Raw genomic sequence first — 24999 nt, 5'->3', positions numbered from 1 at the left:
CGCGGGCGGCTGCGAGCGAACATGGCCGCCGCCCGTTTCGTGCTGCGGGTGGTGGCGGTGTCCTGAACGCGGGCGGTCGCGAGTGAACAGGGCCGCCACCCGTTTCGTGCTGCGGGGTAGTGGCGGTGTCCTGAACGCGAGCGGCTGCAAGCGAACGCAGCCGCCGCCCGTTCATTCGACCGCCGCTTCCGTGGCGTCGCCCGAGCGCGTCACGCGCGTGCGCATCATCGCGTTGCCGATCGCGCCGGCCGCCATGATCGCGGCGGTGGCGAAGAACGTCGAGCGCATGCCGTAATGGCCGCCGAAGTAGCCGCCCGCGAGCGGCCCGGCCACCTGCCCGACGTATTGCGACGAGGTCGAATAGCCGAGCATGGTGCCGGCCACGGCGGGCGGCGCGTTGTGGCGAATCACGCTGGCCACGCACGGCAGCAGGCCGCCGAGCGCGATGCCCATCGCGAAGCGCAGCGCGACAAGCTGCCAGCCCTGCGTGACGAACGCCTGCGGAATCAGCAGCACGGCCGACGCCGCGAGGCAGCCGACGATCACGTTCCAGTGGCCGATGCGGTCGGCCAGCTTGCCGAGCCGCGAGGCCGACAGGATGCTGCCGAGCGCCGCGCCCGACATCACGAGGCCGGCGACGAACGTGACCTGCTGCGCGGGCACCAGTTGCGCGACGTACACGGTGATGATCGGCTCGATCGACATGTTGGCCAGCATCAGCAGCGCGCCCGTGACGAGCATGGCCACCACCGGCCGTTTATCGGGCAGCGCGGCCCAGCCCGGCTTGTCGGCCGCGCCGCGCCCGGCCGCGGCGGGGCGGTCGCGCTTGATCAGGAACACGGTGGCGAGGAACGCCACGCCGATCGCCGCGCCGGAGAACTGGAACGTGGCGCGGATGCCGATCACCGACGGCAGCCAGCCGCCGAGCAGCGGGCCGGCGATGCTGCCGGCCATGATGCCGGACGACAGCACGCCGAGCGCCCAGCCGCAGCGCGCCTTCGGCGTTTGCGTGGCGACCAGCACGGTGGAGCCCGACGCATAGCCGCCCAGCAGCCCCACCGCGAGCCGCAACGCCACGAGTTGCCAGACGTCGTGCGCGATGCCCATCAACGACATCACGATGGTCATGCCGAGGCTCGCGCGGATCAGCATCAGCTTGCGGCCGTAGCGGTCGGCGAGTCGGCCCCACAGTGGCGCGGTGAGCGCGGCTGTGAAGAACGTGGCGCCGTACGCCACGCCCGACCATTGCACGATCGCGGCCGGGTCGTGCACGCCGAGCTGCTCGACGTAGAGCGGCAGGAACGGCAACAGCAGCGTCATCGAGACGATGGTGGTGAACGAGCCGAACACGCAGACGGCGAGATTGCGGCGCCAGTGCGCGTGGCCGTCTTCGGCGGGCGCCGGCGCGGCGGGGGAAACGGAACGGCTCATCGCGGTGCCTCGGTATCGTGGGAGTCGGTGGACGTCGTGGCGGGCCGCCGCGGGTGGGCGGCGGCAACGCGCTGACGATCCTACGCCGCGTGGCGGCGCGCAAACAGACGTCCGGGGATACCGGTATCGGCACTACCTGCCTGCGTGAAGGCGGGGCAGCGGGGCCATCGATACGACGCGGGCCGCCTCAGTCGGCCATCTCCTCGTTCGCTCCGAGCAGCGCGGCGGCCACGCCGATCACGAACGGGGTGTCCTCGTCGTCGCTGCGCAGGTTGGCTTCGGCGTCGAGCTGCTCCTCGATGCCGCGCCGTGCGGCCAGCCGCGGCAGCGAGGCCAGCAGGGCCGGATCGTGGCGGGCGCGCAGGCCCGGATCGTTGAATGCACGCTCCTCGATGGCCAGCAGCATCGCCCAGCTCGGGCCGCGCAGCTCGCCGAACGGGCTGCCGCGACGCGGGCCGAACGCGCGGCGCGCGAGCGCGACGAGCACTTGCTGGAGATCCTGCGTGGCGCGATGGCGCAGGCGCAGCGATTCCATCTGCTCGAGTTCGTAATCGTCGACCAGCCAGTCGGAATCGGGGCGTGCGGCGGGTTGGCTGGCTTGGCTCAGGTCGGACATCGTCGTCATGAAAGCCCTCTTCGGGTGATCGGGTACTGTGAATATATACAGTCTTTTTGGCGCTTGCAATCGCGGAGGCGATTTATCCGGCAAGCGTTGACGAAGAAGGGGCCGGAGTCAGGCGTTCCGTGTGGCGCGCATTTCGCTGATGCGCGACCACATCCGCTCGATGCCGTGCACGTCGGGCCGCGCGCCGGTGCGCGGTTCGAAATCGGCGTCGTGCAGGAAGACCAGCAGGCCCTGGTGGTCGTAGACGATATCCACGAGCCAGACGAAGCGTTGCAGCACGGCGCGCGGCGTCTCGGCGTCGAGCGCGACGGCGTCGAGGATCAGCACGCGGTAGCGCGCGGCCAGGTCGAGGTAGTCGAGATGCGAGCGGGCTTGCGCGCAGAGCGCGTCGAAGTTGCACAACAGCGTGTGGGCGCCGGCCGCACGGGCCGCGAGCGGGCGGTTGGCGATCGGCACGATCGTGTCGCACGCGGCGACCGCATCGCCGTGGCGGGCGAACAGCGCGGCGGTGGTGGTGTCGTCGTGCGTGAATGCCGACGCGGCCGTTTCGGCCGCCGCCGCGCCCGCCGGCTCGCGCACGCGCCGGTAATCGACCGCGCCCTCGAACGGCAGCATCAGGCAGTGCGCGTTCAGCAGCGCGATGGTCGGCTCGAAGCGGTGATGGAACTCGGGGTCGGGCAGCAGCCCGGCCGGCGGCTGGTTCGACGTGAACAGCAGATAGACGCGCCGCGCGATCGCCACCCGCAGCAGCGCGGCGAGGATCAGCGCGTCGGCGATGTCGTGCACGTGGAACTCGTCGAACCACAGCAGGCGGCTCTCGCCGAGCCATTGCGCGAGCACGTCGCCGAGCTTGTCGTCGGACGGCGGCGCGGCCACCAGCCGGCGGTTCACGTCGCGCAGGAACGCATGGAAATGGGTGCGCACGCGCGGGCCGGGCCACGCTTCATGGAACAGCGCGGCCAGCAGGCTCTTGCCGCGCCCGGGCGGGCCGTAGCAATACGCGCCGATGGTCGCCTCGGGCAGCCGGCCCGCGAGCAGCGCGTCGAGGTGCGCGGCGGCAGCCGACTGGTCGGCGTCGAGCGTCAGGCGGCGGCGGGCGAGTTCGGCGGTGAGCCAGGCGGGCAGCGTCGGCATGAAGGTCGGCGGCCGCTCGGGCCGCACGCGTGTGGAAAACGGCCGACAGTCTGCCACAGCCGGCGGCGGCGAGGCCTGCTCGAAGCCACCGAAGCCACCGAAGCCACCGAAGCCACCGAAGCCACCGAAGCCACCGAAGCCACCGAAGCCACCGAAGCCACCGAAGCTTCCGCCGTCCCCGAACCCTCCGAGCCTTGTTTACTCCACAGCCGCCGCCGCCGAAGCCCGCGCGCGCCCGTGCAGCCAGTTGATCGACGAGAACAGCGCGATCGCGAACACGATCAGCACGGTCGCCACGGCCAGGATCGACGGGTCGATCTGGTCGCGAATGCCGCTCCACATCTGGCGCGGCACGGTGCGCTGGTCGGGGCCGCCGATGAACAGGATCACGATCACTTCGTCGAACGAGGTGGCGAACGCGAACACGCCGCCGGTCGCCACGGCGGGCAGGATCAGCGGCAGCGTCACGCGCCGGAACGTCACCCACGGCGGCGCGCCGAGCCCGGCCGAGGCGCGCAGCAGGCTCTGGTCGAACGACAGCAGCGAGGCGGTCACGGTGATCACCACGAACGGCGTGCCGAGCGCGGCGTGCGCGAGCACCACGCCGGTATAGGAATTGACCAGGCCGAGCGGCGCGAAGATCAGGTAGAAGCCGGCCGCCACCACCACGATCGGGATGATCATCGGCGAGATCAGCAGCGGCATGATCAGCGAGCGCAGCGGAAAATTCTCGCGCGCCAGCCCGAGCGCGGCGAGCGTGCCGAGGCTGGTGGCGATCAGCGTCGACACGATCCCGATGCCGATGCTGTTGGCGAACGCGCGCTGCCAGTCGGCGCTGCCGAAGGCCTGCGCGTACCAGCGCAGCGAGAAGCCCTCCATCGGGTACGAAAAGTAGGAGCCCGAATTGAACGAGAGCGGGATGATCACCAGGATCGGCGCGACCAGAAACGCCAGCACGAGCGCGCAATGCAGGCGCGTGCCGAGCTTCGCGAGTCGCACCGATGGAATGCTGTTCGTCAGTTGCACGAGGGGCCTCCGTGGGCGTTCAACCGAAGCGCAGCCGGTCGACGCCGACCAGCCGGTTGAAGATGAAATAGAACACCGCCGTGAAGATCACCAGGTAGGCCGACAGCGCGCCGGCCAGGCCCCAGTTCAGCAGGTCGTTGGTCTGCGAGGCGATCAACTGGCTGATCATCTCGTCGCCGGCCCCGCCGAGCAGCGCGGGGGTGATGTAGTAGCCGAGCGCCAGCACGAACACCAGGAAGCAGCCCGCGCCCACGCCGGGCAGCGTCTGCGGCATGTACACGCGCACGAACGCCACCACCGGATGCGCGCCGAGCGATTGCGCCGCGCGCAGGTAGATCGGCGGCACGCTCTTCATGACCGAATAGATCGCCAGGATCATGTACGGCAGCAGCACGTGCGTCATGCCGATCAGCACGCCGGCGCGGTTGAAGATCAGTTGCAGCGGCGCGTCGATCAGGTGCAGCGACAGCAGCACCTGATTGACCACGCCGCTCGGTTGCAGCAGCACGTACCAGGCGGTGGTGCGCACCAGCAGCGAGGTCCAGAACGGCACGATCACGAACAGCATGAGCCGGTTGCCCTGCTTCGGCGGCAGGTTCGCGAGCATCCACGCCACCGGGTAGGCGAGCAGCAGGCACAGCAGCGTGACGGTCGCGCTGATCGACACGGTGCGCAGGAACGCCGCGCGGTACACGGCGCTGTCGGCCGGTACGTGGGTGACGGCGCCCGACGGCGAGACCTGCGCGTCGATGCCGTTGAGCAGATAGTCGGGCGTCCAGGCGGAAGCGGCGCGCTTGAGCAGGCGCCAGGTCTCGGCTTGCCCCCAGCGTTCGTCGGCGTCGAGCAGCACCGGTTTCCAGGCGGCAACCGTTTCGTTCTCCTTCACACGGCGCGCCGATTTCAGCAGCAGGCTGCGGAATTCCGGCTGATAGAAATTCATGCGCCGCGCCACCTCGCCGAGGCTGCCGCTCTCGGAGGCCGATTTCAACCCGGCCGCCAGCGCCGCGAAGGCCGGCTCGCCAGGCACGCCCTGGCCGTCCCAGCGGTCGAGCACCTGGGTGAGCGCGGGCATCGCGTGCGGCACCTCGGGGTTGCGCACGCCGCGCGCGAGCAGGATCGCGATCGGCGCGATGAAGGTGGCGAGCAGGAACACCAGCAGCGGCAGCGCGAGCAGCAGCGCCTGCAAGGCGGCCTTGCGGCGCGCCTGCCGGTATTTTTCGACGCGGCCGGCCGCGAGCGGGGCGCCGGCCGGTGTCATCGGCTGCGGGGATAGCTTCATGGTTGGGACTCCTGCGCGTCGCGCGACCAAACGAGACAAAAAGGGACGAACCGCGACGCGCCGTGTTACACCGTCGGCGGAATCTCGCTTACTGCGTCAGCCAGACCTGGAAACGCTTGTTCAGCGCGTCGCCGTTGTCGGCCCAGAAGTTCGCGTCGATCTGCAGCGGGCGCTTGAAGTTGGCAGGCGCCGTCGGCATGTCGGCCAGCCGCTCCTTGTCGATCAGCGGCAGCGAATCCTTGCGCGGCGGCGCATAGGCGATGTACTTCGTCAGGTCCGCATAAGCCTTCGGCTGCGAGGAGAACACGATGAACTGCTTGGCCAGCGCCGCATGCTTGGCGCCCTTCGGCACCGCCCACCATTCGTAGTCGTACAACTGCGCGTCCCAGACGATCTTGAACGGCTTCTTGTCCTGATGCACGGCGCTGTCGATCCGGCCGTTGTAGGCCTGCACCATCGACACGGCGCCGTCCGCCAGCAACTGCGGCGCCTGCGCGCCGGCTTCCCACCAGACGATGCTCGACTTGATGGTGTCGAGTTTCTTGAACGCGCGATCGACGCCGGCCGGCGTGGCGAGCACCTTGTAGACATCCTTCGGCGCCACGCCGTCGGCGATCAGCGCCCATTCGAGCGTGACCTTCGGCGATTTGCGCAGGCCGCGCTTGCCGGGGAATTTCGTCAGGTCGAAGAAATCGGCGATGCTGGTCGGCGGCGTCTTCAGCTTGCTCGTGTCATAGGCATAAACGGTCGACCACACCATCGCCGCGACCGCGCATTCGCGCAGCGAGCCGGGCAGGAAGTCGCTGGTCTTGCCGATCGTCTTGCTGTCGAACTTTTCGAGCAGGCCTTCGTCGCAGGCGTTGATCGCATCGTTGGTTTCCATGTCGATCAGATCCCAGGTCGGGTTCTTGGCCTGCTCCATCGCCTGCAGCTTGGCGAGGCCGCCGTCGTACGACTCGGTCGTGAACTGCGTGCCCGTCTTGGCCGTGAACGGCTCGAACCACGCGTGGCGCGCGGCCGATTCGTAGGCGCCGCCGAAGGTGACGACGGACAGCGTGTCGGCCGCGTGCGCCGGCACGGTGGCGAGCGCGGAAACGGCGACAGCGGCGGCGACGGCGGTCGCGGCGAGGCGGCTGCGGACAACGGTGCGTGTGGTTTTCATCAGTTGACTCCGGGAGCGAGGGGCAGGGCAGGGGAAGAAGACGGGGAGGCGGCGGCATCGCCGGCCACGGGCTGGCGCGGCGCGGCCGCGGCGGCCAGCACCTTGCAGTCGTCGCGGCGCCAGGCGATCGCGGCGGCGGAGCCGACCGGCGGCAGATCGACGAGCCGGGTGTTCGCCACCTTGACGACGAGCATCTGGCCGTCGGGCGTGCGCGCGTGAATCCGGTGGTGGTCGCCGCAATACACCACTTCGTGCACGTTCGCGAGCACCACGTTGGTATCGTCGGGCGGCGTGGCGAGCGTGGCCGCGTCGGCCAGCCGGGCGCGTTCGGGGCGCAGCGCCAGCATCGCCGTGTCGCCGGCTTCGACGCCGCTGCCGCAGCGGCCGCGAATCGCGGTGCCGTCGGCCAGCGCAAGCGTGGCGAAGCCGCCGTCGATGGCGGTCACCCGGCCCGTCAGGCCGTTGTTCTCGCCGACGAAGTTCGCGACGAACGCGTTCTGGGCGTCTTCGTAGAGTTCGCTGGGCGAGGCGGCCTGCTGGATGCGTCCGTCGGAGAACACCGCGACGCGGTTCGACATCGTCAGCGCCTCGGCCTGATCGTGCGTGACGTAGACGATCGTCAGCGCCAGTTCGCGATGCAGCCGCATGATTTCGTACTGCATGGTTTCGCGCAGCCGCTTGTCGAGCGCGCCGAGCGGCTCGTCCATCAGCACCACGCTCGGCTCGAACACCAGCGCGCGCGCCAGCGCCACGCGCTGCTGCTGGCCGCCCGACAATTGCGCGGGCCGGCGCGCGGCCAGATGCGACAGCTCCACCATTTCGAGCGCGCGCAGCGTGCGCGCCTTCTGCTCGGCGCGGCCGACCTTGCGCACCGACAGCGGAAACGCCACGTTTTCCGCGATCGTCATGTGCGGAAACAGCGCGTAGTTCTGGAACACCATGCCGATGTCGCGCTGATGCGGAAGCTTGTCGTCGAGGCGGCGGCCGTCGAGCAGGATCGAGCCGTCGGTCGGCGTCTCGAAGCCGGCGAGCATCATCAGCGTGGTGGTCTTGCCGGAGCCGGACGGCCCGAGCAGCGCGACGAATTCGCCGCGCGCGATGTCGAGATCGAGCCCGTCCACCACGGATTGCAGGCCGTCGTAGGATTTGCTGACGCCGACGAACGAAATATAGGGTTGGCTGGCCATCGTCTGACTGTGAGGGCTGGACGGCCTCGCTTGCGCGCGGCCGGGGTTCATCGGGACCTCTCGTTTTGCCGTGCCGCCGCTTCAGGCGGCCACGCGCGAGGCGAGGTAACGCGCGAAGTCGTAGTTCGGCCGTTCGAGGTGGCTCAGGTGGCCCGGCGCCGCGAGCGGCGCATGGACGCCGCGGAACACCGCTTCCACGCCGCGCCGGTCCTCGGCGTTCACTTCATCGAGCAGGGCCTTCAGCGTCGCCATGTATTCGCCGGCCTTCGGATCGGCGATGAATTCCGGCGCGAGCCCGCCGCCGAAGCGGATCTGCACGCGATCCACGCCGAGCGGCTGCAACACCAGGTACCAGAAATAGCCGGGCGTCAGCGTGATCAGGTGGGTCGGGTAGATCGCCAGCAGCGCGGTGGTCTTGCGCCAGTGGCCTTCGAGCCGCGTGTTGTCGGGATGCGCGTTGCCGATCGGCAGCGACGCTTCCTTGGTGATCCAGTGGTAGTTGAAGGCCGGCAGCCCCGGCGGACATTCCATTTCCTCGAGCTTCGAATGCGGCCCCACCGTGGCCCGATGCAGCATCGGCAGGTGGTAGCTCTCCATGAAGTTTTCCGCGAGGATCTTCCAGTTGGTGTCCCAGGTGTGCTCCTCGTAGAAGGTCTCGACGTAGGCGCTCATGTCGTAGTCGGCCACCAGTGCGTCGAGTTCCTTCAACTGCTCGGCCACGGCCGGCGCGCCGGCGTTCAGCGTCAGGTAGATCCAGCCCTGCCAGACGTCGCAGCGCACCGCCGGCAACCGGTATTGATCCTTGCAGAAGCCGGGCTGGCGATCCATCAGCGGCGCGCCGCGCAGCGCGCCGTCGAGGTCGTAGTTCCAGGCGTGATAGGGGCAGACGATGCGGCGCGTGTTGCCGCGCCCTTCGAGCAGCACCGACATCCGGTGCAGGCAGACGTTCGACATCGCGCGCAGCGCGCCGTCCTCGCCGCGCAGCACCGCCACCGGCTGGCCGCCGATGTCGGCCGTCAGATAGTCGCCCGGGTTCGGCAGCGCGCCGGCGCGGCCCACGCAGAGCCAGTCGTGACGGAAGATGGCTTCCTGCTCGCGGTCGAGAAAGGCCGGCGAGGTGTAGACGGCGGGCGGCATCGCGCGTGCGTCGCCGAACTCGCGCTCGCAGTTCGCGCGCAGGTTCCGGACGATCTCGTCGAGGCTGGACGGGCCGGGGGCGGGCGTGGTGCGGTTCATCTGACCTCCGAAGCGGCTGCGGCGCTATGCAATGGTCACGAATCTAACAAGTCAAATTGACAGCCAAAATATTCTTTTTGGATGTAACAGCCAGTTTTTTCCTATGCAGCGACGGGCACCTGGCCATGCAATTCGGGAATGCATTGTTCGCAGAACTGAGCGAAGCGCGTGATGAGCTGGCGTGGCTTCATGCTGCGCGACATGGCGATGCCGAGCGTGGTCGCCATCACGGTGTCGCGGAAGGGACGGATCACGAAGGTGGCGCCGTCGACGGTGCTGGTCGAGCGCAGCGGGAAGTTCAGGATGCTGAAGCCGAGCCCGTTCGCCACCATCCCGCGCACCACTTCGGGTTGCGCCGAGCGATAGGTCGGCACCGGGCGGCGGCCCAGCGGATCGAACAGCGCGGCGAAATACTCGCGGCTGTGCGGCAGGTCGAGCTGCACATAGGGCTCGTCGAGCAGGTCCGCCAGCGCGACCTGCCGGCCGCGCGCGAGCCGGTGCTGCGGCGGCAGCAGCGCATAGGGCGGCAGCGAGACGACCGGCGTGAAGGCGATGTCGTCGGTCAGATCGAGGCTGTAGGTCAGCGCGATGTCGAGCGTGCCGTCGGCCAGCGCGTTCAGCAGATCGTCCTGATGCGCCTCCGAGGTGCGAAAGCCGATGCCCGCGTTGTCGGCCACGAAGCGGCTCATGATCGCCGGCAGCACCGGCGGCGCGAGCGACACCAGGCAGCCGAGCGAAATGGTGCCCGACATGCCGCCATCCATCTCGCGCGCGGTGGTTTGCAGCTCCTCGGCATTCTTTAGAAGATTGCGCGCCTGCCCGAGCATGTCGCGGCCGGCGGGCGTCAGCGACAGGCCGCTCGCATGGTGGCGGATGAACAACTGCACGCCGAACGAGGCTTCGAGCTCGGCGATCGAGGTGGAGATCGACGGTTGCGAAATATGCAGTTGCCGTGCGGCGGCCGTAAACGACAGCATTTCGGCCGTCACGACGAAATAGCGCAACTGGCGCAGCGAATACCGCAACGATATGGTTTCCATGACGCCGGCTCCGGTCGGACCACGATCTACGGGAAGAGGGTGCGCCGACCGTGCGGCGACAGCGTCATTCTGCATAGCCAAAAACCATGCGGTGCATATTTGAAATGTGTTTTCGTCCGGGAAGGCCGCGACGTACATTTTTTCGCGAGGCGGCCGGCATGACGGGCGGGCCGGTTCAGCCCACGAACGGAAACGCCTGTTCGGGGAGCGGGTCGCCATGCCTGAGCGTGGCCGCCAGTTCCGGATAGGGCGGCGAGGTTTCGCCGCCGCGCTCGACATACACCGCGTCGTCGCCGAGCCAGCGCCACGACACCACGCGCCGCGAGCGCTGCGACGAGGCGTTGCCGGGCGCGCCGTGCACGGTATGGAAATCGAATGCGATCGCGTCGCCCGGCTCCAGATCCCAGCCGAGGATCGTGTAGGCGTGCCGATTGGCGTCGATGTCGGGCATCGGTTCGAGCCGCGTCGAATCGTGGTCGTAATCGACGCCGCTGAACTTGCGCGGCCGGAACAGCTTGCCCCAGCGGTGCGAGCCGGCGACGAACTCGACGCAGGTGTCGCGCGGCACCGGGTCGAGCGGAATCCACAGGCTGACCGACTGCGCGGCGCTCACGCAGTAATACGGTTCGTCGTGATGCCAGGGCGTGATGCGCTCGGAACCGGCTTCCTTGACGAGCACGTGCTCGTGGAAGATCCGCGCGCGGCGCGAGCCCATCAACGCGCGCGCCACGGCCGCCGCCGGGCCGGCCTCGACGAAGCGGCGGAACGGCGCGATGCGCTGCCAGTTGCAGTAATCGCCGAAGAAGCGGCCGTGCTCCCGGCCCGGCGAATAGTTGCGGAAATACGGGCCGGGCTCGCGCTCGTTCTGCGCGACGCCGTCGCGCAGCGTGTCGATCCAGTCGGAGAAGGCGCCGCGCACCACCACGGCGCCGTCGCGCGCAAAGGCCTGTCGGGTTTCATCGGTCGGCATCGGGGTTGCTCCACAAGAAGGACGGTGATCGGTGAGGCTGATCGTGGCACGGAACATTCGGGAGAAACGACGATGAAATTTATCCGCGATGACGAAGAAAATCATGGCTTGTCGATCGACGCCGCGGCCGGGCCCTGGGTGGCGGCCGGCGCCAAGTTCACGCTGCGCCAGCTCCGCTACTTCGTGGCGGCGGTCGAGCATGGCGGCGCCGCGCAGGCGTCGCGGCGGCTGTTCATCGCACAGCCGTCGATCGCCAGCGCGATTCGCGGGCTGGAGGAACGCTTCGGCGTGCAGCTGTGCATCCGCCACCACGCGCAGGGCATCACGCTGACGCCGGCCGGCGAGCGCTTTCATCGCGACGCGGTGGCGCTGCTGCGCAGCGTGCACGCGTTCGAGCAGAACGCGCTGGCCGGGCACGAACTGGCGGGCGGCGAGATCAGCGTGGGCTGCTACGAGCCGATGGCGCCGTGGCTGCTGCCGCGTTTGATCACCGGGTTTCGCGCGCGGCATCCGGGCGTGCGGTTTCGGATCGGCGACGGCGAACAGCCCGAGCTTGTCGAGGCCTTGCGCAAGGGCCGCTACGACCTCGCGATCGTCTACGACCAGGCGCTCGGCGACGATCTCGCGCGCACCCCGCTGCGTGCGAGCGGGCGGCCCTACCTGCTGCTCGCGGCCGATCATCCGCTCGCCGCCTGCCCCATGCTGACGCTCGCGCAACTGTGCGACGCGCCGATGATCCTGCTCGACGTCGAGCCGAGCCGCCGCTATTTCCTCGGCCTGTTCGAGGCGGCGGGGCTCGCGCCGACGGTGGCGTTCGCCTCGCCGTCGATCGAGATGGTGCGCGGCCTGGTCGGGCACGGCGCGGGCTTCGCGCTGCTCGTCACGCGTCCGGCCGCCGACCTCACCTACGACGGCCGGCGCGTGGTGGCGCGGCCGCTGGCCGGGCGTCTCGCGTCGACCACGATCGTGGCCGCGACGCTGGCCGGCGCGTCGCCCACGCCGCTCACGCAGGCCTTCATCGATTACTGCGCGCAGGCGCTGGCCGGGCATGACGACGCGCCGCAAGGCGAGGGCGCCGCGCTGGCGAGCGTCGAGGCTGCATAGCCAAAAGCTTGCGCCTACATCGAAAAACCATATTTTTCTCGGGATATTGGCCGAATAAATTGGTCTCGCGGTCGACACGGGCCGGTGCCGGCGCACCGCGCCGCGGCCTTCGTCCAATCCATTCGGAGAGCGTCTCATGTTTCGTTTCAGTCATTGGAAATCGCTGTTGCTCGCGCTGACGTTGAGCGCCGGCGCCGTCGCCGCGCATGCCGACGATCTGCTGGCCCGCGTGAAGCAGCACGGCGAGCTGGTGGTCGGCACCGAGATGCAGTTCGCGCCGTTCGATTTTCTCGAGAACGGCCAGCAAGCCGGTTTCAACAAGGATCTGTTCGCCGAGGTCGGCAAGCTGATGGCCGTGAAGGTGCGCTTCGTCGATCTGCCGTGGGAGAGCGTGCTGCCGGGGCTCGACGCCGGCAAGTTCGACATGGTGGCGGGGCCGCTGACGGTGACCAAGGCGCGCATGGGCCGCTACGCGTTCACGCTGCCGATCGCCGACGGCACCGACGCGCTGCTCAAGCGCGCGGGTGACGGCAGCCTCAAGCAGTCCGCCGATATCGCCGGCAAGGTGGTGGGCGCCGGCAAGGGCAGCGCGCAGCTCGATCAGTTGAAGGCCTACGTGGCGACGCTGCCGAAACCGCCGACCGTGCGCGAGTACGTCGACAACAACCAGGCCTACGCGGATCTCGCCGCCGGGCGTCTCGCGGCCGTCGCGAATTCGCTGACCAACGTCGCCTATGTCGCCAAGCAGCGCCCGGCGATGTTCGCGGTGGTGCAGCCGGCCTTCGGCGCGAAGGTCTACTTCGCCTACTGCATGCGCAAGGATGCCGACAGCGCGCCGCTGAACGCCGCCTTCAACGCGGCGCTCGTCACGCTGAACCAGAACGGCACGCTCGCGGCGCTGCAGAAGAAGTGGTTCGGGGTGGCGGTGGACCTGCCCTCGACGATGCCGGCGCCGAGCTTCTGAGCGCGACGGGCGGCCCGCCATGTTCAGCCTGACCACCTTCCTCGCGGGGCTGCCGCTGCTGGCGCATGCGGCCCTGATGACGCTCGGCGTGTCGGCCGCCGGCCTCGTGCTCGGCTTCTTCATCGGGCTGGCCGTCTGCTGCGCGCGGCTCGCGCCGTGGGCCGCGCTGCGGATCGCGGGCACGGTGTACGTGCGTTTTTTCCGTGGCGTGCCGTTGCTCGTGCAACTGTTGCTGGTGTTCTATCTGCTGCCGTTCGTCGGCATCAACGTGTCGCCGGGCGTGGCGGCGGTCAGCGCCGTTTCGCTGTGCGCGGCGTCCTACGTGGCCGAGATCCTGCGCGGCGGCTTCGAGAACCTGCCGCCGGGGCAGATCGAGGCCGCGCGCATGCTCGGCATGTCGGCCGCCGATCGTCTCTGGCGCATCCAGGTGCCGCAGGTGGTGCGTCTCACGCTGCCTTCGCTGACCAACGAGATGGTGCTGCTGATCAAGGCGTCCTCGCTGATTTCGGTGGTCGGCGTGGCCGAGATCACGCGCACCGCGCAGAACATCGCCGCGAGCACCTACCAGCCGCTGGAAGCCTACGCGGCCGCCGGCCTGATCTATTTCATCCTGTGCGGCGCGCTCGCGCTGGTCGCGCACGGCGCCGAGCGGCGCCTGCGCGCCGGCTGAACGCCGCGTCACGCCACGCCACGGAGGCTCGCGCATGTCGACGTTCGACCCCGCCGTCATCACCCACAACCTGCCGCAGATCGGCGGCGGCCTCGCGATCACGGTGGGCGCGTGGATCGCGAGCGTCGCGATCGGCCTGGCGCTCGGCTTCGCGGCGGCGCTCGCGCAGCAGCTCGGCGGGCGCGGCGCACGTGCCGCGATTCGTGTGTACATCGAATTGTTTCGCGGCACGCCGTTTCTCGTGCAACTGTTCCTGCTGTACTACGGCGGCCCGGCCTTCGGGCTCACGCTCGATCCGCTGCCGGCCGGCATCGCGAGCCTTGCGCTGTACGCGGGCGCGTATTTCACCGAGGCGTTCCGCTCGGGGTTCGCCGCGATTCCGCCCGGGCATCTCGAGGCCGCGGCCTGCCTGGGCCTGACGCGCTGGCAGGCGATCGTGCGGATTCAGTTGCCGCAGATGCTCGCGCTGATCCTGCCGGCGCTGACCAACCTGACGATCGTGCTGAGCAAGGAGACGGCGGTGCTGTCGATCGTCACGGTGCCCGAGCTGACCTTCGTGCTGACCGGCATCGGTTCGGCGAGCTTCGCGTTCGTCGAGACGCTGCTCGCGCTGTCGGTCTGCTATCTGTTGCTGGTCGAACTCGCGACGTGGGCCGGTGCGCTCGCCGAGCGGCGTATCGGCCGGATGTTCGCCTGACCCCGGAGGCACGCATGCGCGTACCCGATGAGTGTTCCCCGCCCGACGCGGCCGCGCCGCCGATCGCCGTCGACGGCCTGTACAAGCGCTTCGGCCACACCGACGTGCTGCGCGGCGTGGATCTGCGCATCGCGAAATCGGAAGTGGTCTGCATCGTCGGGCCGTCCGGCTCCGGCAAGAGCACGCTGCTGCGCTGCCTGGCCGGGCTCGAAACCTATGATCACGGCGCGGTGCGGATCGAGGGCGAGCTGCTCGGCTACACCGAACGCGACGGCGCGCGTGCCCGCGCCTCGCAGGCCGAGATCAACCGCGTGCGCCGCAACGTCGGGATGGTGTTCCAGCAGTTCAACCTGTGGCCGCACATGAGCGCGCTCGGCAACGTGCAGGAGGCGTTGCTGCGCGTGCGGCGCCTGTCGCGCGACGAGGCCGCGCGCCGCGCCGCCGCGATGCTCGAGATGGTCGGGCTGTCGCATCGTGCCGACGCGCGCCCGTCGAAGATGTCGGGCGGCCAGCAGCAGCGCGTGGCGATCGCGCGCGCACTGGCGATGGAGCCGACCATCATGCTGTTCGACGAGCCGACTTCGGCGCTCGATCCCGAACTGGTGGGCGAGGTGCTGCAGGTGATGAAGCAGCTTGCGCGCGACGGCATGACGATGGCCGTCGTCACGCACGAGATGGGCTTCGCCGCGCAGATGGCCGATACCGTCGTGTTCATCGACCAGGGGCGCATCGCCGCGCAGGGCCATCCGCGCGAGTTGTTCCGCCGCTCGGAGAACCCGCGGCTGCGCCAGTTCCTGCAGAACTACGTCGATCGCAATGCGTTCTGGTCCGGCGACGAGGCGGCGCCCGCTGTTGCGGCGGTTGCCGATGGCGCCTGAACAGCGCGGCGCCGGCTTCGGCGATTCCTCCGATTCCCCCGATTCTCTCGATTCTCTCGATTCCACCGAGCCCCCCGTCATGACCGAAACCCAGCTCCGTATCGATCTCGCCGCCGCGTTCCGCTGCTTCGCCCGTCTGGGCATGCACGAGGCGGTGGCCAATCATTTCAGCGTCGCCGTCTCCGGCGACGGCCGCCGTTTCCTGATGAACCGCAAATGGCAGCATTTTTCGCGGATCAAGGCCAGCGACCTGGTGCTGCTCGACGCGGACGATCCGTCCTGCGTGGCCGACGGCAGCGTCGATCCCACGGCCTGGGCGATCCACGGCCAGTTGCACCAGCGGCTGCCGCAGGTGCGGGTGGCGATGCACCTGCATCCGATCTACGCCACCGCGATCGCGACGCTCGCCGATCCGACCATCCTGCCGATCGAGCAGAACACCGCGCGCTATTTCCGGCGCGTCGCGCTCGATACCTCGTTCTCGGGCATGGCCGATTCCGACGACGAGGGCGCGCGCCTGGTCGCGATGCTCGACGGCAAGTCGCGGCTGATGATGGGCAATCACGGCGTGCTGGTCACGGCCGAGACGATCGGCGAGGCGTTCGACGATCTGTACACGCTCGAACGCGCCTGCCAGATCCTCGTGCACGCCTATGCGACCGGCCGGCCGATCAACGTGCTGTCGGATGCGGTGGCGGAGCGCACGGCGCGCGACTGGGAAGGCATCCGCGATTTCTCGATCGCGCATTTCGAGGAGATGAAGAAGATCCTCGACGACGAATCGCCGTCCTACCGCGATTGAGGGCGACGGGACGAGGGGGCGGCCAGCGGACGTCGGGACGGAGACGGGCGCTGCAGGCCGGCGGCGATTCCGGTAGTGTTGCGGTCACTGTGCGACGGCCATCCGGCCGCCGCCGATGTTACCGCCATCCCTCACCGCCATCCTTGCCAGGAGCTTCCGTGTCCGCCTCCGACGATTCCTACCACTATTACGAACCCGCCTCGGGCCACGGCCTCCCGCACGATCCGTTCAACGCGATCGTCGGGCCGCGCCCGATCGGCTGGATCTCCAGCGTCGACGCCGAGGGCCGCCCGAATCTCGCGCCGTACAGCTTTTTCAACGGCTTCAACTACCGCCCGCCGATCGTTGGCTTCGCCAGCCTCGGCTGGAAGGACAGCGTCGCCAATATCGACGCGACCGGCGAGTTCGTCTGGAACCTGACCACCCGCGCGCTCGTCGAGCAGATGAACATCAGCTGCGCGCCGCTGCCGCGCGGCGTGAGCGAGGCCGACGTGGCGCGGCTCGAACTGGCGCCGTCGCAGCGGGTGCGGGCGCCGCGCGTGGCGGCCAGCCCGGTGCATTTCGAATGCCGCAAGACGCAGATCGTGCGCCTGGCCGATGCGGCCGGCGGCGAGCTGGGCACGTGGCTGGTGCTGGGCGAGGTGGTGGCGGTGCATATCCGCCGCGAGCTGCTGCGCGACGGCGTGTATCGCACCGCCGAGGCACGGCCGGTGCTGCGCGCGGGCGGCCCGGGCGATTACGCGGTGATCGAGCCGGCCTCGATGTTCGAGCTGCTGCGCCCGCAGTCGCCCGAGGAAGCCGAGCAGATGGGCGAGGCGTTCGGGCACAGCGGCAACTGAGCGGCAGCTGAGGGGGCGCGTTCAGCGCACCGACATCTTCTGCACGAGTTCGATGATCTTGCGGGTCGGCACGCTGACCGCGAGCGAGGCGAAGCGGGTGCGGCCGAACCAGCGCGCGCCGGTGATCTCGTTGCTGGCGATGGCCTTGCGGCCGCGCGGCACGTCGGCGATGAAGACGTGATGGCGCTTGTTCAGGCCGCCGAACTGGAACGCGTAGTGCAGCACCAGGCCGTCGAGATGGGTTTCCTCGTACAGCTCGCGGGCGGCGGCGTCCAGCGGGCTCTCGCCGGCGTGGATCGTGCCGCCGGGCAAGGCCCAGCGCGAACGCGGGCGGGTGACCAGCAGGATCTTGTTGGCGCGGCGGCACAAGACGGTGGCGCGTTCTTTCATCGTTATTCGTTCGGTCTGGCGACGGTGGCCGGCGAGGTAGATTCGGCCGGGCTGTTGCCTCGCACCGCCGCGTTCTGCGCGGCGGCGCGCGTATCGGTCATCGGTCGGGGCAGGCCGGCGCGCGCTACGCGTCGGCCTGCCCGCGTGCGGCTTACTGAAACAGGTCGAGCACCGGCCAGCCGCGGGCGGCCGCCACGGCGCGCAGTGGTGCGTCCGGGTTGGTCGCGACGGGATCGGTGACCTGTTCCAGCAGCGGCAGGTCGTTGATCGAATCGCTGTAGAAATAACTGCGCGCAAACGCGTCGAGGCGGTGGCCGAGCGAATCGAGCCATTGCTCGGTGCGCGTGATCTTGCCTTCGCGGAACGACGGCACGCCGATCGGCGCGCCCGTATAGCGTGCGGCCGGGTCGCCGCCCTCGGTGGCCAGCTCGATCGCGAGCAGGTGTTCGAAGCCGAGCGCGCGGCCGATCGGCTCGGTCACGAACGCGTTCGAGGCCGTGACGATGCAGCACAGGTCGCCCGCGTCGCGATGCCGTGCGATCAATTGGCGCGCGGCCGGCAGGATCGCCGGCTCGATCACGTCGGCCATGTAGCGTGCGTGCCAGCCGTCGAGCTGTTCGCGCGAATGGCGGGCCAGCGGCGCGAGCGCGATGCGCAGGTAGCCGTCGAGATCGAGCGAGCCTGCCGCATAGTCGCGATAGAGGCGATCGATCGAGGCCACGTGATCGGCCGCGCCGTCGATGCCGAGGCGCGCGAGAAAATGCGCCCACGACTGGTCACTGTCGAGCGGCAGCAGGGTGTGATCGAGATCGAACAGCGCAAGGTGACGGCTCATGGACTTCCTGACGACGAGGGCGGACGGCGCGGCAGGCAACGCTGCGGCGGCCCGTGACCGGGCGAGCCGAAAATCGTAACGACAAATGCCCGAATCGGCAAATCAGCAAATATCTGCAACCGGCTGTCATCCGCCTGTCATCGCGGTTTGGCGGGCCGGCGCGTGGCGCTCGGCGGCACGCTGGTATTGGCGGTGTGGGATTTTGTGGCATTTGGGCGGGCTGTGCGCTTGCGTTGGAACGTGGCGGCAGGTTTTTCGGTAACCGTTGTTTCAGCGCCGCAGATCGGCGGGTGGGTGGTGGCACCGCCGAAGCCGTTGCAGCAGCGGAAATGAAAATCGGGCACCGCATCCTCGATGCGCGTGCCCGATTTTCAGAGGATGTGGCCGGCGCGGCCAGCGGCGTTCAGCCCCGCGACGCGGCCCCGCCCGCCACGGCCGTCGCGCGCTGCGTGACGCGCGCCAGATACGCCACGCACAGCAGCGCGGCTGCCAGCAACGCCAGCCCGTAGCCGGCCACCGCGTGCCAGCCGCCGTCCTGCCAGAACTGGCCGCCCCACGAGCCGAGCACGCTCGACCCGAGGTAATACGACAGCAGATACAGCGCCGACGCATAGCTCTTGCCGCCCTGCGCGAGCAGGCCCACCCAGCTGCTGGCCACCGAATGCGTGATGAAGAAGCCGATCGTCAGCAACGCGATGCCGACGATCACCACCGCCAGCGCGCCGTCCAGCGTCAGCGCCACGCCCACCGCGCTGGTCAGCACGCCGCACACGATCACCGGCGCGCGGCCGAAGCGGTCGGCCAGCGCGCCGGCCGTCGACGAGGCCACGATGCCGAACACGTAGGCGCTGAAGATCAGGCCGGTGCGCGTGGCGTCGAGCGAGAACGGCGGGGCCATCAGGCGGAAGCCGGCGTAGTTGTAGACCGTCACGAACTCGCCCATCGCCAGGAAGCCGATCGCGAACACGGCCGGCAGCGCGACGTGCGCGAGCTGGCGTCGCCACTGCGCGACATGCTCGCCGAGCCGCACCCCGGCGCGCGGCGCGAAATGGCGCGAGGCCGGCAGCAGCAGCGCGAAGCCCACCGCCACGGCCAGATCGATCGCGCCGATCCATTGCATCGCGGCGCGCCACGACATCCAGTCGCTCAACACGCTCATGCCGACCCGGCCGATCATCCCGCCGAACGCCGTGCCGCCGACGTAGAGGCCCATCGACAGCCCGAGCCCGCGCGGCTGGATCTCCTCGGCCAGATAGGCCATCGCGGTGGCCGGCACGCCGCCCAGCACGAAGCCTTCGAGCGCGCGCGCGACCAGCACGCCGGACCAGCTCGGCATCCAGGCCGCCACCAGGTTCAGCGCGGCGGCCAGCGCCATCGACACGAACATCAGCCGCCGCCGGCTCAGGCGTTCGGACAGCGCGCTGGCGGCCAGGATCGAGAACGCCAGGAAGCCGGTGGCCAGCGACAGCGCCAGCGAACTCTGCGCCGCGCCGATCGAGAAGCCTTGCGAGAACAGCGGCAGCAGCGGCTGCACGCAATAGAGCAGCGAGAACGTCGAGAAGCCGGCCAGGAACAGCGCGAGGCTGATGCGGCGGTAGTCGGCGCTGCCGGGGGCGACGCGGGTGTCGGCGTCGGAGGGAAGGGCGGAGGCGGGATTCATGAGGCGGAACCGGGGGACATGACGACAGCCTTGATTGTCCGCGTGGCTAGTTATACTGTCCAATATATGAAACGGATCAAAGAAAGACGTTTCACAGATATCTGACCGAACGCCTCGACCGCCTCGACCGCCAACCCGCACCGCCCATGGAACTCCGTCATCTCCGTTATTTCCTCGCAATCGCGGAGGAACTGAACGTCACGCGCGCGGCCGAGCGGCTCGGCATCGGCCAGCCGCCGCTCAGTCAGCAGATCCGCAATCTCGAACGCGAACTCGGCGTCGACCTGTTCCGGCGCACCGCGCATGGCGTGCTGCTGACCAGCGCCGGCGAGGCGTTTCGGGTGGAGGCGGTGCGCGTGCTGGAGGATGCCGCGCGCGCCCGGCGCGCGGCGCAGCAGGCCGGCAACGGCGAAACCGGCAGCCTGCGGCTCGGCTTCACGGCATCGGCCGTGTTCAACCCGGTGGTGCCGGCGTTGATCCAGCGGTTCAAGGCCGCCTACCCGGGCGTGGACGTGACGCTCGACGAGGCGAACTCGCCGAGCCTCGTGCGCCGCTTGCTCGACGAGCGGCTCGATGCCGTGTTCGTGCGGCCCGGCGCGGTGGCGGTGGCCGGCGTCGCGCTGCGGCCGTTCCCCGACGAGCCGATGAAGCTGGTGGTGCCCGCCACCCATGCGTTCGCGAAGCGGCGGCGCGTGGCGCTGGAGGCGCTGGCCGACGAGGCGTTCGTGCTGGTGCCCGGGCCGGCCGGCGCGACGCTCTATGCCGAGATCGTCGACGCGTGCCGACGCGCCGGCTTCGCGCCGCGGCTCGCGCAGGAAGCGCCGCAAATCTCGTCGGTGATCAATCTGGTGGCGGCCGGGCTGGGGTTGTCGATCGTGCCGGCCGCGTTCGAGCAAGTGCGCGTGCAGGGCGTGCGCTATCTCGACATCGACGGCGTGCCGGCCGTCGCGCGCCTCGCGCTGGCCACGCGCGAACGCGAGCGCGAGGCGGTGGTCGCGAACCTGGTGGGCTTGCTGTAGGGCGGCGAGCGTCGCCGGCCGCCATGCGCAGCGGCGCGGCGGTCTGGAGGGCCGGTGATTAGGAAGCCCGGAAGCCGGAAGCCGGAAGCCGGGAGACCCGGAGGCTCAGAGGCTCAGAGGCTCAGAGGCTCGGAGACTCGGAGACTCGGAGACTCGGAGACGCGGAGACGCGGAGACGCGGAGACGCGGAGACCCGGAGACGCGGAGACCCGGAGACCCGGAGACCCGGAGACCCGGAGACCCGGAGACCCGGAGACCCGGAGACCCGGAGACCCGGAGACCCGGAGACCCGGGGACTCGGAAGCGCGGAAGCCCGGGGACCCGGCACACGGAAGCACTGGCGCCCGGAGGCGCCGCAGCGCGCCAACGTCAGGTCAGAGCGGCTTGGCTTGCGTGATGCCCGAGGCGCGCACGAATTTGCCCGCGCCCAGATGATGGATCGTGTGCAGCGCGGCGTTGGCGTCGTCGAAATGCCAGTGGCCGTTCGCGAACACGCGGCTGTCGGCGGCGGCCGAGACGACCTCGCAGAAGCACGTATCGTAGGCGTCCTCGGTGTGACGCTCGGGGATCAGCCGGCATTCGAGCCAGGCCGCGCAGTTCGCCTCGATCACCGGCACGCCGAGTTCGGGGCCGGGGCGCGCATCGATGCCGTAGCGCGTGAACTTGTCCTCGTCGCGGCCGCTGGCGCTGCCCACCGCGAACGTCAGGTCGAGCGCGGCGAAGCCCGGGATCACGATGCCGAACACGCCGCTGGCCGCGATCAGCTCGCGCGTGAAGGTGTTCTTGTCGATCACCACGGCCAGGCGCGGCGGCGTGAATTCCACCGGCATCGACCACGCGGCGGCCATCACGTCGCGGCGCTCGCCGTGGCGGCTCGTGACGAGCACGGTGGGGCCGTGGTTCAGCAGGCGGCTGGCGTGGTCGAGCCTGACGGGAGCGAAATGGGTCATGTGAGGTGAGCAGGGTGGGGGAGCGGAGGATTCTACCGGTGCGGGATGCGGCGCGCAGCAACCCGAACCCGCGGCCGGATTCGCGAATCGGCGAGCCCGGTTTATTCTCGCCCCGATTCCGGAAGTCTTATTTTGATATGCGCTGAAAATGCTCATGAAAACTCAAGAAAAATGAGTGAAGCCGAGTGAATGTAAATGTCATGTTATTCAATTTCCCTCATTTGAAACGAGATGCTTCCGGAGTGGACACGGCGCGCGCGCCGCACGGGCACGGCACGGCGGCCGCGAGGGGGGCCTCGTTGCCCTGAGCGGCGCCTTGTCCCGCTTGGCGCAGCGCCGATCGATCCGCATCGACCCGGATCGCGGGGCGGCCCGCGGGCAGGCGCGGCGGGCTCCCGATTCGGCGCCGGCCGTCGTGTTGACAGTTCGAATTTGAAACGGTTGAATGCAGCGCTAATGAAAATACGAGAGGGCAAAGATGTTCGCGAGAAAATCTTGTCGTTTGCGTTTTGTTTCCTATCGAATTGGCAATTCGTCATTTGATAAGGGAATGAAATGCCGGATCGCGGCCGCCGCGCGTCTCGTTGTCCTCTTCTCTCCCGACCCGCATTTCCGGTCACCTCTTAGCCGCCACCCGCACCGGCTTACCACGCCGACGCAGGTATGCATTCGTGCGCGCCGATCGAGCGCGCTCCCGTTTCGCAGGACGCCCCTATGAATGCAGGTATTCCGCAATCCCTTCGCGCCGCCGCCTTGACTGCCGCCTCGACCGATCCGTCGACCGATTCGTCGACCGATCCATCCGCCCGCGACGCCGAACCGGCAGACCTTTCCTTTCAACGCATCGATCACATCGCGCTGGCCGTGCGCGATCTCGAGGACGGCATCCGCTTGTTCCGCGACGTGCTCGGCTTCGAGCTGAAGCAACGCCGCCACATCAAGGGCGCGCGCACCGGCATGGTGTCCGCCGAGATGGAGATGAACGGCATCCGCTTCGTGCTGTGCCAGGGCACCGAACCGGAGTCGCAGGTCTCGAAGCTGGTGGAGCACCACGGCGTGGGCATCGCGCACGTGGCGATGGAAGTGCGGGACGTGAGCGCGGCTGTGGACAGCCTGAAGGCGCGCGGCCTCGGCTTCGACACCAACGTGATCGAGGGCGGCGGGCTCACGCAGGCGTTCTCGTCGCGCTGCGCGAACACCGGCATGAGCTTCGAGCTGATCCGCCGCAACGGCGAGGCCGGTTTCGTCGAGGACAACGTGCAGGACCTGTTCGATCAGCTCGAGCAATCGGGCAAGTACTGATCGCACGCGCTCCCTCGCGTCTCGCTTCACCGTGATCGCGGCCTTCGACCGCGCCCGGCCTTCGCGCCGCGCGCGCGGCGGCGGCTGTCCCCTGTCAGCGGTACATCGAAAGGATTCATCATGGATCGCCTCCAGATCCAGTGCCGGGCGCTGGATATCTGCCCGGATGCGCTGCATGCGTTTGGCCGCGTGTTCCCGTCGTCGAAGAGCCGGTTCCTGTTCGAGAGCAGCGTGGTGGTGCCGGGTTTCTCTCGATTCACGTTCATGGGCGACGCGCACGGCCCGCTCGGCGAAACCGTCACCTACGATCTGGCCGCGCGCTCGGTCACCATCGAGCGCGCCGGCGGCACCGAGGTGGCGCAGGTCGACAGCCTGTTCGACTGGCTCAAGGCGCGGCTCGACGCGCAGCGCATCGAGGCCGCCGCCGAGCTGCCGTTCGACTTCAACCTCGGCTACGCGGGCGTGTTCGGCTACGAGCTGAAGGGCGAGACCACCGGCTCGCGGGCGTGGCGCTCCGATACGCACGACGCGGCGTTCATCTTCGCCACGCGGCTGGTGGCGATCGACCATCTCGAACGCAAGACCTGGCTGCTGCATCTGAGCGGCGACGCCGCCGGGCGCGCGCAGGCCGACGCGTGGATCGAGCGCACCCAGGCCGCGCTCGAGGCGAGCGTCGAGCCGCCCGCTCCGGCCAGTTCGGCGGCTTCGTCGGTTTCGGCGGCCTCGGCCGCGCGCAGCGAGATCGCGCCGCGCCGCAAGCTCACGCTGGGCGAGGTCGAGGCGTGGATCGCGAAGCACGCCGCGATGCGCCACGACCGGCCCACCTATATCGCGAAGATCCGCGAGGCGCTGGCCGAGATCGTCGACGGCGAGAGCTACGAGATCTGCATGACCAACCTGATCACGTTCGCGTTCGAGCGCCCGGCCTTCGATCTGTACCGCGTCATGCGCGAGCTGTCGCCGGCGCCGCACGCGGCCTATTTCGACATCGGCGGCTTCGCGCACGTGGGCGCGTCGCCCGAGCGCTTCCTGAGCGTCGATCGCCACGGCCATGCCGAGGCCAAGCCGATCAAGGGCACCCGCCCGCGCGGGCGCAATCCCGACGAAGACGCGGCGCTGATCGCCGAGCTGGCCGCCAGCGAGAAGGATCGCGCCGAGAACCTGATGATCGTGGATCTGCTGCGCAACGATCTCGGCCAGGTCAGCCGGATCGGCTCGGTGCACGTGCCGAAGCTGTTCGACGTGGAGACCTATTCGCACGTGCACCAACTGGTGTCGACCGTGCGCGGCACGCTGAAGGCGGGCGTGTCGGGCGTGGACTGCCTGCGTGCCGCGTTCCCCGGCGGCTCGATGACGGGCGCGCCGAAGCAACGCACGATGGAGATCATCGACCGGCTCGAAGGCGGCGCGCGCGGCATCTATTCGGGCGCGCTCGGCTGGTTCGGGCTGTCGGGCGCCTGCGATTTCAACATCGTGATCCGCTCGGTGACGCTGCACGGCGGGCGCGCGCAGCTCGGCGTGGGCGGCGCGATCACCGCGCTGTCGGACCCGGCCGAGGAATTCGACGAGACGATCGTCAAGGCGCGCGGCGTGATCGAGGCGGTGGAGCGCCTGGCGGCCGAGGACGCCGCGCTCGCCACGCAGGGCGTGGGCAAGCGCGCGACGCCGCCCGCGCAGCGGCCCGGCGCGACGCGCCGTTCCGCCGACGCCACCGCGCTCTGAGGCCGGCCGGCGCAGCCTCGCGCGTCGTGTCCATCGGGCCCGGCGTGCATGACGTGAATAACGCGCACGCGACAACA

Annotated in this window: 24 protein-coding genes; 10 read left to right on the top strand and 14 right to left on the bottom strand. The window is 69.1% G+C overall.

The features are described from left to right. Window positions 1-171: 171 nt before the first annotated feature. The 10 genes from AB4851_RS29565 to AB4851_RS29520 form a co-directional block, all read right to left on the bottom strand. Entirely contained in the window at window positions 172-1431 is a 1260-nt protein-coding gene (locus AB4851_RS29565) for an MFS transporter (protein ID WP_414449921.1), read from the bottom strand. 187 nt (window positions 1432-1618) lie between these two features. Next, entirely contained in the window at window positions 1619-2056 is a 438-nt protein-coding gene (locus AB4851_RS29560; RefSeq protein ID WP_414449920.1) for a hypothetical protein, read from the bottom strand. A 108-nt stretch (window positions 2057-2164) separates the two neighbouring features. Then, entirely contained in the window at window positions 2165-3190 is a 1026-nt protein-coding gene (gene zapE, locus AB4851_RS29555) for a cell division protein ZapE (protein ID WP_414449919.1), read from the bottom strand. Between the two features lie 198 nt (window positions 3191-3388). After that, window positions 3389-4216, bottom strand: coding sequence for an ABC transporter permease (locus AB4851_RS29550; RefSeq protein WP_414449918.1), 828 nt, complete (start codon window positions 4214-4216; stop codon window positions 3389-3391). A 19-nt stretch (window positions 4217-4235) separates the two neighbouring features. Then, window positions 4236-5495, bottom strand: a complete 1260-nt coding sequence (locus tag AB4851_RS29545; RefSeq protein ID WP_414449917.1) for an ABC transporter permease — start codon at window positions 5493-5495, stop codon at window positions 4236-4238. Between the two features lie 88 nt (window positions 5496-5583). Next, window positions 5584-6657: an ABC transporter substrate-binding protein gene (locus tag AB4851_RS29540; protein ID WP_414449916.1), complete on the bottom strand. Its 1074-nt coding sequence runs from the start codon at window positions 6655-6657 to the stop codon at window positions 5584-5586. Further along, a complete protein-coding gene (locus AB4851_RS29535; RefSeq protein WP_414449915.1) occupies window positions 6657-7844 on the bottom strand; it encodes an ABC transporter ATP-binding protein in 1188 nt (395 codons plus the stop codon). Before AB4851_RS29535 ends, AB4851_RS29540 begins: the two co-directional genes overlap by 1 nt. Before the next feature lie 81 nt (window positions 7845-7925). Then, window positions 7926-9080 (bottom strand): aromatic ring-hydroxylating oxygenase subunit alpha, encoded by a 1155-nt coding sequence (locus AB4851_RS29530; RefSeq protein ID WP_414449914.1) that lies wholly within the window; start codon window positions 9078-9080, stop codon window positions 7926-7928. Window positions 9081-9181: 101 nt separating this feature from the next. Further along, window positions 9182-10120, bottom strand: coding sequence for a LysR family transcriptional regulator (locus tag AB4851_RS29525; protein ID WP_414444509.1), 939 nt, complete (start codon window positions 10118-10120; stop codon window positions 9182-9184). Window positions 10121-10295: 175 nt separating this feature from the next. Next, window positions 10296-11090, bottom strand: coding sequence for a phytanoyl-CoA dioxygenase family protein (locus AB4851_RS29520; RefSeq protein WP_414449913.1), 795 nt, complete (start codon window positions 11088-11090; stop codon window positions 10296-10298). A 72-nt stretch (window positions 11091-11162) separates the two neighbouring features. On the opposite strand from AB4851_RS29520, the gene AB4851_RS29515 reads away from it, so the two are divergent. From AB4851_RS29515 to AB4851_RS29485, 7 genes are all read left to right on the top strand, one after another. After that, on the top strand, window positions 11163-12194 hold the full coding sequence (locus tag AB4851_RS29515) for a LysR family transcriptional regulator (RefSeq protein WP_414449912.1): 1032 nt from the start codon (window positions 11163-11165) through the stop codon (window positions 12192-12194). Window positions 12195-12330: 136 nt separating this feature from the next. After that, entirely contained in the window at window positions 12331-13158 is an 828-nt protein-coding gene (locus AB4851_RS29510) for a transporter substrate-binding domain-containing protein (protein ID WP_414449911.1), read from the top strand. 19 nt (window positions 13159-13177) lie between these two features. Continuing rightward, window positions 13178-13828: an amino acid ABC transporter permease gene (locus AB4851_RS29505; protein WP_414449910.1), complete on the top strand. Its 651-nt coding sequence runs from the start codon at window positions 13178-13180 to the stop codon at window positions 13826-13828. 34 nt (window positions 13829-13862) lie between these two features. Further along, window positions 13863-14525 (top strand): amino acid ABC transporter permease, encoded by a 663-nt coding sequence (locus AB4851_RS29500; protein WP_414444514.1) that lies wholly within the window; start codon window positions 13863-13865, stop codon window positions 14523-14525. A 14-nt stretch (window positions 14526-14539) separates the two neighbouring features. Further along, window positions 14540-15403 carry an amino acid ABC transporter ATP-binding protein gene (locus AB4851_RS29495; protein WP_414449909.1) on the top strand — a complete coding sequence of 288 codons (864 nt, stop codon included), beginning with the start codon at window positions 14540-14542 and terminating at the stop codon, window positions 15401-15403. Between the two features lie 79 nt (window positions 15404-15482). Next, window positions 15483-16205 carry a class II aldolase and adducin N-terminal domain-containing protein gene (locus AB4851_RS29490; RefSeq protein WP_414449908.1) on the top strand — a complete coding sequence of 241 codons (723 nt, stop codon included), beginning with the start codon at window positions 15483-15485 and terminating at the stop codon, window positions 16203-16205. Between the two features lie 158 nt (window positions 16206-16363). Continuing rightward, window positions 16364-17044 carry a flavin reductase family protein gene (locus AB4851_RS29485; protein WP_414449907.1) on the top strand — a complete coding sequence of 227 codons (681 nt, stop codon included), beginning with the start codon at window positions 16364-16366 and terminating at the stop codon, window positions 17042-17044. Between the two features lie 21 nt (window positions 17045-17065). On the opposite strand, the gene AB4851_RS29480 is transcribed toward AB4851_RS29485, so the two are convergent. From AB4851_RS29480 to AB4851_RS29470, 3 genes are all read right to left on the bottom strand, one after another. Then, window positions 17066-17434, bottom strand: a complete 369-nt coding sequence (locus AB4851_RS29480; RefSeq protein ID WP_414444518.1) for an NUDIX hydrolase — start codon at window positions 17432-17434, stop codon at window positions 17066-17068. 151 nt (window positions 17435-17585) lie between these two features. Continuing rightward, window positions 17586-18269: an HAD family hydrolase gene (locus AB4851_RS29475; protein ID WP_414449906.1), complete on the bottom strand. Its 684-nt coding sequence runs from the start codon at window positions 18267-18269 to the stop codon at window positions 17586-17588. 403 nt (window positions 18270-18672) lie between these two features. Continuing rightward, on the bottom strand, window positions 18673-19929 hold the full coding sequence (locus tag AB4851_RS29470; RefSeq protein ID WP_414449905.1) for an MFS transporter: 1257 nt from the start codon (window positions 19927-19929) through the stop codon (window positions 18673-18675). 146 nt (window positions 19930-20075) lie between these two features. Between AB4851_RS29470 and AB4851_RS29465 the strand changes: the two genes are divergently transcribed. Further along, complete coding sequence (locus AB4851_RS29465; RefSeq protein ID WP_414444521.1) at window positions 20076-20948, top strand: LysR family transcriptional regulator; 873 nt, start codon at window positions 20076-20078, stop codon at window positions 20946-20948. A 374-nt stretch (window positions 20949-21322) separates the two neighbouring features. Here AB4851_RS29465 and AB4851_RS29460 read toward each other — a convergent pair whose 3' ends face one another. Further along, window positions 21323-21898: a flavin reductase family protein gene (locus AB4851_RS29460; RefSeq protein WP_414449904.1), complete on the bottom strand. Its 576-nt coding sequence runs from the start codon at window positions 21896-21898 to the stop codon at window positions 21323-21325. A 714-nt stretch (window positions 21899-22612) separates the two neighbouring features. Here AB4851_RS29460 and AB4851_RS29455 point away from each other — a divergent pair. Both AB4851_RS29455 and pabB read left to right on the top strand, forming a co-directional pair. After that, window positions 22613-23200, top strand: a complete 588-nt coding sequence (locus AB4851_RS29455; protein ID WP_414444523.1) for a VOC family protein — start codon at window positions 22613-22615, stop codon at window positions 23198-23200. Window positions 23201-23320: 120 nt separating this feature from the next. Next, complete coding sequence (pabB, locus tag AB4851_RS29450; RefSeq protein WP_414449903.1) at window positions 23321-24922, top strand: aminodeoxychorismate synthase component I; 1602 nt, start codon at window positions 23321-23323, stop codon at window positions 24920-24922. The last annotated feature ends 77 nt before the right edge of the window (window positions 24923-24999 follow it).

Origin of the sequence: Burkholderia sp. 22PA0099, assembly GCF_047497165.1 — a bacterium.
Classification (GTDB): Bacteria; Pseudomonadota; Gammaproteobacteria; order Burkholderiales; family Burkholderiaceae; genus Burkholderia.
Note: the sequence above shows the minus strand (reverse complement) of the source record. Positions and strands in the feature narration are given on the sequence as shown.